Genomic DNA, 13,103 nt, shown 5'->3' on the forward strand with positions numbered 1-13,103 from the left:
ACTTCTGTTCCCTGCCAATTAGGCAAAGAACCCCTATCTCAGTGCTTTCCTGACGCCAATCTGGCAGATGCTGTAGCAGCTCAGCTAGCGAAAACTGGCTCGCCCGTTGCGACTCGGGGCGACCAAGACAAAACGTATGACACCTCTTATCACGCAAGTCATGCAGACTACGACCGTATACAAGACTTAAATGTGCAGGGTATTACTATATCGTCGTTGGAAGGCTTGAACTTACTGCGCAATCTAGTTCATGCTAATTTCTCCGGGGATAAGAATATAGCAGATTTGTCTCCGCTTGAGCATTTGCAACACTTGAAAACGCTTGATGTTAGCGACAATAAAGTCGTTGACATTTCGCCACTCAAGGGGCTCGGTGAGCTGAGCGAGGTCCGTCTAGCAGGCAATCACATAGCTGACCTGACACCCATCTCGCCCTTACTGCCGCAGCTAACTACTGACAAGAAGCGAGGTTTTACGGGCAACGATATATTACTGCCCGACGGTGCGCCTGCCCAGCTTCAAGAAGTGAGACTCAAGACAGGTCTAGTAGACTCATCTGTGCAACCAGTCCGTGGAGCCAAAGTTGATTTAGATTCTATTAGCCCGGCCGGCGGCAAATATGATGCAGCCACGGGAGACGTGGTTTGGTCACAGGCAAGGCCAGACACAACATATTCTTTCGCATACAGTGCTAAAGTCCAAACAAAAGATGCTGAAGTCACCTATTCCGGTACGGTAAAGCAGTATGTGCGCGCTGCCAAGCACCATGTGCATTTCGTGGCCGAAGACGGCACCACCCCATCTTCCGTGCCCGACATTGATGTTGACGATGACCAGTCTTTGGACCAGTTCATGCCTCCAGATGACGAGCTTCCTACCCAAGAGGGTAAGAGTCTCTCCTGGACGCAGGCAGAGAGCGGTGCGGCCTGGGATATAAACACAGGGAAAATTGAGAAAGACCTCGTGCTGCGTGAGACTTGGTCCGCATTGCAAATGGACAGCAAGCGGTTACAGCCTCGAGGAGGAAACCCTAATTGGGACATTATGTATCGGTATTGTTCAGGCTCTCTTGATATTAATGGAGGACAGTGGGCTGGTAGTGCGATTCAAAATGAATATTACAGAAGGTGGCAGAGTAGGGATCTCTGCAATGACGATTTAAGGCCTTCACTTATAACCGCGCCTTCTGGTGTTGGCGTTAACGTTGTCGCTGGCAGTGGCATATTTATAGAGTATCGGCCTGGTTATTCTTTTGAAGGTTGGCTAACGGATGACGGTCGGAAATGGGACTTTCTTCGTGACAAGGTATCTAAAAATGGTCCTACACAGCACGCAAAAGGTTATCCGGGTATGGTTTTGCATGCAAACTGGGTAAGAGTCTGGAAAGTTACTGTAGAGTGCAACGGCGGAGTGTGCCCGATACGTACGCAATATGTGCATGATGGTGAGTATGCTCAGAGTAGCGGACCGCCTATTTATAAGTTGGGTTACAATTTTGAAGGTTGGACTGATGATAGAGGGCGAACGTGGACTGGCGCATCCTCTTATCCAATAACGGGAGATATTACTCTAACCGCACACTGGTCAATACGGTCATACAATATAACATTTCATGCTAATGATAATTCAGGAAGAAATTACTCATTTACGGCGGTCTACCAAAGTACAATTAATCAGTCTGACGCCCCCACTTATAGCAGGAACGGGTATAAGTTCTTGGGATGGTCGCGTAGTCCTACTTCAACAGTAGCTGATGTCACACTCCCGTGTACAGTTACTTACACGGACATGAATTTCTATGCGGTTTGGTCGCAGCGTGTTATGGTCAACGTTACGTTCAATACAGATGGTGGGACTGCAATTCCGGTGCGCCAGGTAGAGAAAGGTACTCCTATCGGAACGGGGGTACCGAATCCAACGAAAAATGGTTACGACTTCCGATATTGGACCACTTCTTCAGGGGTTCAATGGGATTTGGCTAATGAACCTGTCAATGCCGATATGACTCTTTACGCCAAGTGGGAGATTAGGACGTTCGTTATTCATTTTGATACGAACGGAGGTTCGCCAACCATACCCGACAGCAACGTACGGTACAAGGAATCAGTGGCTCGTCCAGAGAATCCGAGTCGCAACGGCTACGATTTTGCTGGTTGGTTTACTTCGAGCGATGAGCCTTGGGATTTTGGTACGGCTGTTACGTCGAGTTTGACGTTGAAGGCGAAGTGGGATTCGTATGAGTTTGTGATGTCGCAGAATCGTGGTCCTAAGGCTGGTGGTACTGCGGTGTCTATTGAGCAGACTCGGCCTTCTAATGTGAAGTTTACGCAGGTTGCTGGTGGCGATGATTTCAGTCTTGCATTGGGTTCGGATGGTTATCTTTACTCGTGGGGTAAGAACGTGTATGGGCAGCTTGGTGATAATACGAATACTAATAGGACGATGCCGGTGCGGGTGCGCACTCCTGCTGGCGTGACGTTTAGTAGTATCGCTGTGAGCTCGAAAACGGGGTTGGCTGTTGGCTCTGACGGTAAAGCGTATGCTTGGGGTTTGAACTGGGGCCAGTTGGGCAACAGCAGTTCTGCGGATAAGACATATCCGGTAGTATTCCAGTTGCCTGCTGGCGTGCGTGCTCAGCAGGTAGCGGGAGGTTCTCGTCACTCGCTTGTTTTAGGCGATGACGGCAAAGTGTATGCAGCTGGTTTTAATGCGTATCACCAAGTCAGTGATGATCCTAGAACGGGTATGATCACTACCCCTGTCGCGGTTAGTGCTCCTGGTGGTCACCGTTTCACGGCGGTAGCGGCTGGCGATAATCATTCGTTAGCGTTGAGTGAGGATGGCACGCTTTGGGCTTGGGGCGACAATGGTAGTAACCAGCTCGGTTTTGCTGGCGCTAGCACTGGCGCACCGCGCTCTGTTACCATGCCTGCCGGGGTTGTGTTTACCAGTATGAGTGCTGGAAGCAATTTTTCGGCAGCTATCAGCAGTACTGGCGACGTTTACACGTGGGGCGCTAACGGTGCAGGCCAGCTAGGTAACGGGAATACCACAAGTGTTGGTGTTCCTACAAAGATTGCCTTGCCTGCTGGTAGCACTCCTGTCGCACGGTTAGCAGCTCATGGCACTCACATACTAGCGTTGACAGATAGTCAACAAGCCTACGCTTGGGGCAATAACGCGAACGGGCAGTTGGGCAACGGGTCAACCAGTAACGCTACCAGCCCCATCAGCATAACCCTGCCCGGTGGCGCTACACCCGCCTCTGTGGGGGCCGGTAGTTCGCACAGTCTCGCAGTCAGCACGAAAGGCGACCTCTACACGTGGGGCAGCAACGCTGAAAGCCAACTCGGCAACGGTAGCAACACCGAACAACACTCTCCTACAGCCAGCAAACTCGTCACTATTGCAGTGACCGACGCGAAGTTCGGCAATACTGCTGCTACGGGTAGTACTAATAGTGCGGGCGTGTGGAAGGGGTCAAGTCCCGCTCACGCTGCTGGCAACGTTTCAGTAGCAGTATCTTGGACGATTGCAGGCATGAAACAAACCAACACAAGCCTGTCTTGGTATTACACCGATAGTTTCACTATCCACTTCGATTTAGGCGGCGCTCCGGGTAATGCGCCCGCGGATCAGACCTTCGAGGAAGGACAGGGCAAGCATGCTACTTGGCCGGTTGTTCCTATCCGCCCCGGCTACGAGTTTGCTGGCTGGTTTACCGCTAGCGGTCAGCCTTTCGATTTCACCACGCCCGTGCGTGCGAGTGTGAATTTGACTGCTCGTTGGGATGTGTCTGAGTTCAAGCTCACTCCGCAAGCGGGCCGTGTTACTGGTGGTACGCATTTGACGCTTTCTGGTCCGGGTCAGCCTGGTTTTAGGTTTACTCAGGTGTGTGCTGGTTCTGACTATAGTGTGGCTTTGGGTTCTAATGGGCTTATTTATGCGTGGGGTAATAATAGTTCGAACCAGTTGGGTGATGAGTCTACCGTTACTCGTCGCGCTCCAGTGCGCGTGCACACTCCGGCTGGGGTTACGTTTACTAGTATTGCCGCGAGCCCCAAATCGGATTATACCATGGCTGTTGGTAGTGATGGGAAGGCGTATGCGTGGGGTTCCAACAGGTACGGACTGCTTTCTAACGGCGGTAATCGTGATAATACCAAGCCTGAAGAGTATATACTGCCGGCGGGGGTGAAAGCTGTTGAGGTTGCTGCTGGTATCAGACACAGTCTTGTTTTGAGTCAGGATGGGAAAGTGTACGCGACGGGAGTAAATTATTACGGTGAGGTTGCGAACAATACTAATGTTAATACTTATTACACAGCTATCCCAGTGAGCCTGCCTGCCGGGAAGAGGTTTGTGCATATCGCAGCTGGTGAGTATTTCAGTCTTGCTTTAAGTAGTGACGGCCAGTTGTATTCCTGGGGTTATAACAACAATGGACGGTTGGGGGACGGGGACATAACAGAACATGCTGATCCCAGGCCCGTTAGCCTGCCGCCGGGTGTTTCCTTCACACAGATTGCAGCGCAGCACGACTATGCTGCTGCTATCGGCGATGATAACAACGTCTACACTTGGGGCTCTAACGTGAAGGGGCAACTCGGAACTGGTGACACCACGCCACGTAGACAACCCACTAAAATTACACTGCCCGGCAGTGCGAAAGCGGCGAGCATAGCCACGGGAGAGAGTCATACACTCGCACTAACTACTACCGGCAGTGCGTACGCTTGGGGTAACGACGGGTACGGGCAGCTGGGTACCGGTAATTCCGTTGACCAGCTTTCACCTACACCGCTCAGTGGCGTAGGCAATAACACGTTCACCACTATTTCTGCCGGCTACGACCACTCCCTAGCTGTGAATACTGCTGGTGACATGTATGCCTGGGGCAGTAGCGCTGATGGTCGACTCGGCGACGGCACTTTCTATAACAAAAATGAGCCCTCACCCGTAACCAAACTCACCAACAACGTGACAGGCTTCAACCTAGGGGGCACGGCTGTGACTGGGTTTAGCTCCACCGGCGGCGGCAGCTGGAAAGCAGACAGCGCAGCGCACGCCGACGGCAAAGTCGACGTTGAAATACACTGGAGCAAGGCAGGCGAAGAGCAAACGTACACCATTACTAAGGGTTACGAGTACTACACCTTCGCCAAACTTACCAAAGCTGGGGCACTGCCGGCTAAGCGCACGGCCGGACTCACGCTGATTGCCTCAAGCAGCTGCCTAGCTGGCTGCTATATCATCATGCGCAAACGGCAGGGTGCTGGACGGCACGCAATGCGATAAAGCGTGTGAGGTCGTGCTTATGAATTGCTTCAGGTCTTGGAGCTACGCACGGGTGGTATGAGTGTGGAGTGGCTCAGCCAATCGTTGGGGTAAGTGGTGTTGAGAGAGGAACACCATGGTGGTATCGGTTGACCTGAGCATGGACTAAGATAAGAGAGTTGCCTGCCGGTGCGAAATGCGTCGGCAGCTCGCAAGGGCTCGTAGCTCAGTGGATAGAGCGTCTGCCTCCGGAGCAGAAGGTCGAGGGTTCGAATCCCTTCGAGCCCACCAGTATAAAACCCCTACAGCCACAACGGTTGCAGGGGTTTTCTTATGTCGAAGATTAAAAGCGAAAACCGGCAAGGTGTACGGTAAGTGTACGGTACAGTGCAACCTATAGGAGCTAAAACGAGTTGTTTTGGCATATAACCCGGAGAGCGGGGGGCATTTGCATTTACCGGATTGATGGGATCTGGCTATATTTTGCTGCTTGCTGCTTGTATCCTTGGCAAAGTTCAATAATCGCGTTTAACGTGTTATTGATATGTTTGTTGCGAGTTATATGGTGATTGCCTGAATGACCATAATACCCTTGTTGGTGCTTTTGCACTCGTGTAATAAAGGTATCCACTTTAGTAGAGCCGTATTCGATAACGGCTTGACTTTGTACAAATTGAAGATGACTAACAAGGACAGCAGCAAAATTATGAACTATAAGAGTGTCTAATTGTATTTGCAAATTTTTTGCGCGGTTTTTCTGATATATTTTCTTCTCGCACATTTGCATTGCTTCACGCATAATAAGATGATCACTCCCCTTATTGTTGGCTAAAGAAGGAGCTTTTTGTCTTACATTAGCAAGCAAGCAACTGCCATGTGCCGCAGCATTGCGTATCATTCGTGTAACAAATAAGAGACTATTCCTCTCATTCCGCGTTGCAATGTCACCAATATCAGCTTTTGCCTGGAATGCCGAATATAGATTTATTTGGTCGTTAAAGCCTAGGAGTTCCCACAATTCCCAGACATGGAAATTAGGATTACACGAATTATAAAGAGATTCTGTATAAGGGTTCTGGAGAGGACGAATTGTCTTACTGCTCAGGAGAGTATTAGCAAGTTCATCAACATCGATATCGCTAATTGGATTCATAATATGTTGATTAAATTGTACTTTCATCGCGTGTTCCACATTTGAAGCGAGTTCTAGGACAAGGCGACTGAGTGCATAATCAAGTTTTGATAATTCTTGGAGATGGGCAAATTCGGACTCAATATATTCACTTTTTTTGCTGTTATTCTGTGCGTCCGTTTGGTAATTTTTCAAATAAGATTTAAGTTTGAAGAAATATGTGTTATTTGTGAGGTACTTGCTCGCCTCTTCTTCGTCAATTACTTCAAAGCCAACGTTTCTTTCTTTTAAGAAGTCAATCTGATTTGAAACGGTTAGCATATCTCAATACAACCTTAACCTTAGCGGAAGTAACACACAGGCTGGCAGCATAGAATGCTGCCAGCCTGTGTCGAGTAGCCACAATAATGATTTTGTTAAATCATTCAGCGGGCTGCTCTGCTTTGTATAAGCCACACTACTAGTGAACGCTTCAAGAGGCAAAAAAACGACACGCCGCGGATATAGTTAATCTAGTTTTGGCGTATTGCGAAATATGGTCTATCTAAACAAATTGCAGGCGTGCGTACGAAAAATGTCATGGTTTATATCGTGGCGTAAATTAAATTGTGAATAAAGGAAGGTGGTGGCTATGTTAAAGGAACTTTTGCAGCAGTTGTTGGATGAGAGCAGCCGAGCGATTGACTTAAAGATTGAAGAGACACAGCGAACCGCTTGGAAGGATAACGTGTTTTCACGTAATTCTTGTCACTAGCAGGCTGTTGTCGCTTCCTGAGCGCTGTTTTATTTCTTATTGAGGGCGGAGTTTGATTTTCTACCCAAAGTTCTCGGGAACCATCGTCGTATGGGCGCGAATATACATAGTGCGTTAAAAGTCCTTGGTACCGCAAAACTCGCTAAGTGAGGCTAGTGGGTTGGGTAGACTGGGGGTATGAGTCCTGAAGCACTTGCACTAGAAATTTTTTCCGTTTGTCAGTCCTTGGCCGAGCAGACCGCGCTTGGCTCCTTGAGTGCTGACGATATACCGGCGGCTGAGAAGCTGGCGGTGATGCGCCCCAAAGATCGTGCCCATGGCGATTGGTCCAGCAATATCGCCATGCAGCTTGCCAAGAAGGCGGGCATGAATCCACGCGATTTGGCCCAGTCTGTAGCCAACGAGCTGAGCAATGGACACGGCATCGCCTCTGTGGAAGTGGCAGGGCCTGGCTTTATCAATATCACGCTCGACGCAGCAGCTTCGGCAGCCGTGGTGGACTCCGTACTGGAGAATGGTGCCGCCTTCGGTAGCAACGACCGCATGGCAGGCAAGACCCTCAATCTTGAGTTCGTCTCTGCCAACCCAACCGGGCCCATTCACATTGGCGGCACCCGTTGGGCTGCGGTCGGCGACTCGCTGGCCCGCGTGCTCAAGGCCAACGGTGCCAAAGTGGTGAGCGAATACTACTTCAACGACCACGGCGAGCAGATTAACCGCTTTGCTAAGTCGCTCGTGGCTGCGGCCCACGGCGAGGAAGCGCCATCAGATGGATACAAGGGCGCTTACATCGATGAAATAGCACAACGTGTGATTGAGCAAGCTCAGGCCGAGGGCATCGATATTCTCAGCTTGCCGCGCGTTGCTGCCGGTGCCGATAAAGAGGGCAACGACTTGGGCGAGGGCGATTCGGCCCAGCGCGAGGAATTCCGCAAGCGGGCCGTGCCTATGATGTTTGCTGAGATTCGCGAATCGATGAAGAATTTCCGCGTCAACTTCGACGTGTGGTTCCACGAAAATAGCCTCTACGAAGACGGCGAAGTGGACCAGGCCTTCGAAGTGCTGCGCTCCAAGGGTGACCTCTTCGAGCAAGACGGCGCTACCTGGTTCGCCTCCACCAAGCACGGCGACGACAAGGACCGCGTAGTCATCAAGTCCGACGGCAACTACGCTTACTTCGCAGCCGATATCGCTTACTACTACAACAAGCGCCACCGCAAGGCTGACCCGGCAGACGTGGCCATTTACATGCTGGGTGCCGACCACCACGGCTATATTGGCCGCATGATGGCCATGTGCGCAGCCTTCGGCGACGAGCCGGGCGTCAACATGCAGATTCTAATTGGCCAGATGGTCAACGTGATGAAGGATGGCAAGGCAGTGCGTATGTCCAAGCGCGCCGGCAACGTCGTCACCATCGATGATTTGGTGGAGGCCGTGGGCGTAGATGCAGCTCGCTACTCGCTGGCCCGCACCGACTACAACCAGTCCGTCGATATTGACCTGAACCTGCTGGCCTCGCATACCAACGAAAACCCGGTCTACTACGTGCAATATGCCCACGCACGCTCGAAGAATGTGGACCGCAATGCAGCCGCAGCCGGTATCGATGCAGCGCTCGCTGACTTGAGTCTGCTTGATTCCGAGCCCGCCGAGGCGATTTTGGCCCAGCTCTCGCTTTACCCATCCGTGGTGCAGACCGCCGCCGACCAGCGCGGCCCCCACCGTATCGCTCACTACTTGGAAGACCTGGCCGGTGCCTACCACCGCTGGTACAACCTTGAGCGCGTGGTGCCCATGCCGCTGACCGACCCGGAGAGCCGCGAGGGCGGTGAGCGCACTGCCGAGCTGGAGAAGGCCAAGAACCCAGAGCCAGCCCTAGCTGCTGCCCGTTTGCGCCTGAACGACGCGGTGCAGCAAGTCATCGCCAATGGTCTGAACCTGCTGGGAGTGAGCGCGCCAGACAAGATGTAGCGTTTGCCCGATACATGCATGGGAATGTGTGAGAGGTAAAGACGCGCTAGGTGTGCAGCGGCTGTACAAAGCTCAACGGGCCCGATTCGCTCGGGTCCAAGTTGCGCACTGCTAGTCGCCGGGGCAGGAGAAAATGGGGCTATGACTATTCCCGTGATTCTTGCTTCGCAGTCGCCTTCTCGCCATCGCCTGCTGGTTCAGGCTGGCATTCGCCCAACCGTGCGAACTTCGGGCGTGGATGAACCGCGTGCTTTGGCCGATGCTGCTCGCAAGGCAGGAGTAAGTCAGGAAGCGTTGCCAGTGCAAGACCAAGTGGCGATTTTAGCGCGGGCCAAGGCGGGGGCTGTACGCGAAGTTTTGGCGCAGGTGTTGGCCACAGAGGAGCGAGCCAGCGGGCAGGAAATCGTCTCGCGCCCCCTGGAAGAGGGCTACGGCAGCGTTCATTCCAAGCGTAGTTTGGCTGAGGCCATAGGTGCTGGGTCTGGCATGGCTACGGCCAGTCGCGGGCCTCTCATTGTGGGCTGCGATTCTTTATTTGAGTTTGAAGGTCAGGCGCTCGGCAAGCCCCACAGCCCGCAGCTTGCGCAGGAGCGGCTGATGGCGGTGCGGGGCAAGAGCGGCACCTTGTGGACCGGGCACTGCCTGATCGATATGGCTACCGGTCAGCAGGTCGAGGCGGTCAGCCGGGCGCAAGTAGTGTTCGGCGACTATACGGCCGAAGATATGGCAGCGTATGTGGCCACCGGCGAACCGCTGGAAGTGGCGGGATCCTTTACTCTAGAAGGCATGGGCTCGGCTTTTATCGATCGCGTGGATGGCGGCGATCCTAGTGGCGTGATTGGTTTGAGCGTGCCTACCTTGCGCGGTTTGGTAGAGCAACTGGGGCTCAAGTGGGCCGACTTGTGGAACGCGCAGACCGAGCGCGAGCGGTCTCAGGCGGTCAACCCCAAGCAGTCGCAAGCTCCCACCGAGAACGTTCACCAGCCCGGCGATGGTTGGATTGACTGTGCTTGCGGGCACTTGCACTGGGGGCTCAACGGTGCTGCCGGAGTCTTGCTGGCTCGCTCAGATGCGCAAACCGGCTTGGTGAGCGAAGTCTTGCTCCAACACAGGGCCGAATGGTCGGCAGAAGGCGGCACTTGGGGTGTGCCCGGCGGCGCGATTGCCAACGGGGAGAGCCCGGTGGAAGGTGCCCTGCGTGAGTCTTACGAAGAGGCCAACATTCGCCCGCAAGATATCGACGTAGTGGGCTCGTATGTGGAAGACCACGGGCCTTGGGCCTACACCACGGTTTTCGCCCGCGAAAAGTCCGACCACCGCGTTGAGCCGCACATGAACGACGACGAAAGCCTAGAGCTGGCTTGGGTGCCGCTGGATGAAGTGGCTGGCAAAAAACTTCTGGGCGCTTTCGGCCGCGACTGGCCCGACTTCTACGACCGTCTCGCAGCCTTGCCGCCAGTTCGCTAAAGTTGGTAAACTTCCGCTTTTTGAGACTAAGCGGAAGTGGGAACCATCTTAGGGAGTAATACCAAATCATCCCCTAGGATGAGCTCAGCCTTGCCCTGAGCTCGCAGAATCATTCCGCCGCCCGATGCCCTAGCCCCCCTTGCGCTGACTACCTTGGGAGCTATGAACACAAGAGAAACAGTCGCCGCCCAAACCGGCGCGCCATACGCTTATCAGACCAACCCTACGCCAAGCTCTCAAGCGGTGCTGAGCTGCCAGAACCTCGTAGTGGATTACCAAGCTGGGCCTTCCGTTTCCTCGCACTCAGCCGCGCTCAATGCCGGTGCTGCTGCGGGGAGCGTGCATACGTTGGCATTGAGCCACGTGTCTTTCCAACTGGCTCAGGGCGAATCGGTAGCAGTGATGGGCCCTTCCGGGTCTGGTAAATCTACTCTCTTGCATGCCATGGCCGGCATTATTCGCCCCAATAGTGGCCAGGTGGTCTATCGCGGCCAAGAGCTGGGCGCTCTGAGCGACGCTGAGCGCACCAAGCTGCGGCGCACCGACTTTGGTTTCGTCTTCCAATCTGGGCAGTTGCTCCCCGAGCTGCCTGCGGTCGAGAATGTGGCCCTGCCGCTCATGTTGGGAGGTATGGATTACCGGCAGGCGATTCAAGAAGCGATGCAATGGTTGGACCGCTTTGGTTTGGCGCAGCTTGCTCAGAGCCGGCCGGGGGAGATGTCTGGCGGGCAGATGCAGCGGGTGTCTATTGCTCGCGCGCTCAGCATTGGCCCCAGCGTAGTTTTTGCAGACGAGCCGACCGGCGCGCTCGACCAAAGAACCGGCCACGAAGTGATGGGCATCCTTACTGGTGCTGCCCGCTCTACCGGTGCTGCGGTCATCGTTGTAACGCACGACCCGCAAGTGGCTTCCTATTGCTCGCGCACCCTCACCATGCGTGACGGCATGTTTGTAAGCGCAGATTCGGGTATGCCCTCTCAGTCAGTAGTTCAGTCAGCGGTCCAGTCGCCGGCTCAGGAACAGCCTCACAATCAGGGCGCACAAACCCAAGGAGGTGCCCGATGAGCACGGTCCAACTCTGGCGGATGCTCAACCGTCGCGGATCCTCGACCTCTTCCCACACCACTGCGCTAGCTGTGATTGCGTTCGGAGCGGCCACGGCCATTTTTCTCACCATCTTGGGCGGAGTCCACGGCTTCGTTTGGCGGGCTTCTCCCGATCATTCCTTCGCCTGCCTCTTCAATGCTTGCGCTCCCGAGGGTTCGCAAATCAGCTTGGAGACCACTTTTAACAACGCTTACGTGGCCCTCGCCTTCTTCGCCTGCCTCCTGCTTCTGGTGCCCTTCGCCAGTCTCGCAGGTTCAGCTGCCCGCCTGTGCGCCGCCCGCCGGGATGAGCGTTTGGCGGCCCTACGGCTCGCAGGTGCCACCACTGCCCAAGTGGTCCGCCTGACTGCTTTCGACACCGCCATCCAAGCCCTGGCCGGTGCCCTCGCAGGAATCTTGGGCTACTTGGCCTTGGTGCCCGCCATTATGCTCCTCAACTTTCAAGGCCGCCACTTTAGCTTCTCGGAACTCTGGGTAGGTCTGTCAACCTTGGCGCTCACAGCCCTCGGTGTCGCTCTCTTGGCCCTGCTAGCCTCGCTTTCGGCCCTGCGCAAGGTTGCGATTACGCCTCTGGGAGTCTCATCGCGCATCTCAACAAAGCAGCCCGGTGTCTGGCGGCTCTTCCTAGTGGTTGGTACGTTTGCGCTCGCCTTGATGTCTTTCCGTTCATCGTTGTTAGAAAATCTTGGACAGGTCATCGCGACTGTCTTCATCGTTGGAATCTTCATGCTGTGTTACGCCTTGTTGAATCTGTTGGGGCCTTGGGTCATTTCTGCCAGCGCTCGCCGCAAGGTTCGCCGTCCGCGCAGTGTCGCCAGCTTAATTGCCATGCGCCGCGTGCTCGACAATCCCAAACGGGCTTGGCGCAACGTCTCCGGCATTGCCCTGGCCGTGTTCATTGCAGGTATCACTTCGGTCACTGCTTACGCTTCGGCTCCGGTCACCGCGGGCAGCACTCCCGAGGAGATTGCCTCTATCCAATACGGGCACGATATTGGCACTGGTGGCCTCTTAACCTTGGCGTTCGCCGCCGTGCTCGCTGCCGTTTCCTGCGGCATTATGCAGGCTGGTAACGTCTACGATCAGGAGGGTGAATACCGCGCTTTGGCTCTAGAAGGTATGGATACGAAGACTTTGAACCGGGCGCGTTTTATCGAAGTGCTCTCGCCCTTGATCGTGGTTGTGGTGGTTTCTGCCCTCTGCTCGGCCCTGCTGATGATGCCGTTCGTCTCGCAAGCCATGACCCAGCCCGAGACCATGCTCTCTTTCGCAGGGGGAATTGCCCTGTGCTTTGGCCTAGTGTCCATAGGCGCTTTCGCCTCTAATCGGGTGGCTGCCAGCCTCAACTTGCTCAACTATCGAGCCGACGATTAAAACTCTGCTGTGGGTTGCT

General features: G+C 54.1%; 6 protein-coding genes and 1 tRNA gene. 6 read left to right on the forward strand and 1 reads right to left on the reverse strand.

Annotated elements, in window-relative coordinates; genetic code table 11:
- Positions 1-192: 192 nt before the first annotated feature.
- A complete protein-coding gene (locus R8377_RS00875; RefSeq protein WP_317643083.1) occupies positions 193-5,298 on the forward strand; it encodes an RCC1 domain-containing protein in 5,106 nt (1,701 codons plus the stop codon).
- A 194-nt stretch (positions 5,299-5,492) separates the two neighbouring features.
- Positions 5,493-5,568, forward strand: a tRNA-Arg gene (locus R8377_RS00880).
- A gap of 163 nt (positions 5,569-5,731) precedes the next feature.
- On the opposite strand, the gene R8377_RS00885 is transcribed toward R8377_RS00880, so the two are convergent.
- Positions 5,732-6,730, reverse strand: a complete 999-nt coding sequence (locus tag R8377_RS00885) for an Abi family protein (RefSeq protein WP_317643084.1) — start codon at positions 6,728-6,730, stop codon at positions 5,732-5,734.
- Between the two features lie 610 nt (positions 6,731-7,340).
- Here R8377_RS00885 and argS point away from each other — a divergent pair.
- The 4 genes from argS to R8377_RS00905 all read left to right on the forward strand — a co-directional run bounded on the left by argS (position 7,341) and on the right by R8377_RS00905 (position 13,084).
- On the forward strand, positions 7,341-9,137 hold the full coding sequence (gene argS / locus R8377_RS00890) for an arginine--tRNA ligase (RefSeq protein WP_317643085.1): 1,797 nt from the start codon (positions 7,341-7,343) through the stop codon (positions 9,135-9,137).
- 141 nt (positions 9,138-9,278) lie between these two features.
- Positions 9,279-10,604 carry a Maf family nucleotide pyrophosphatase gene (locus R8377_RS00895; protein ID WP_317643087.1) on the forward strand — a complete coding sequence of 442 codons (1,326 nt, stop codon included), beginning with the start codon at positions 9,279-9,281 and terminating at the stop codon, positions 10,602-10,604.
- Positions 10,605-10,766: 162 nt separating this feature from the next.
- Entirely contained in the window at positions 10,767-11,669 is a 903-nt protein-coding gene (locus R8377_RS00900) for an ABC transporter ATP-binding protein (RefSeq protein WP_425605003.1), read from the forward strand.
- Positions 11,666-13,084, forward strand: a complete 1,419-nt coding sequence (locus R8377_RS00905; protein ID WP_317643088.1) for an FtsX-like permease family protein — start codon at positions 11,666-11,668, stop codon at positions 13,082-13,084. Before R8377_RS00900 ends, R8377_RS00905 begins: the two co-directional genes overlap by 4 nt.
- Positions 13,085-13,103: the final 19 nt, after the last annotated feature.

It is taken from the genome of Bombiscardovia apis (assembly GCF_033095945.1).
GTDB lineage: Bacteria > Actinomycetota > Actinomycetes > Actinomycetales > Bifidobacteriaceae > Bombiscardovia > Bombiscardovia apis.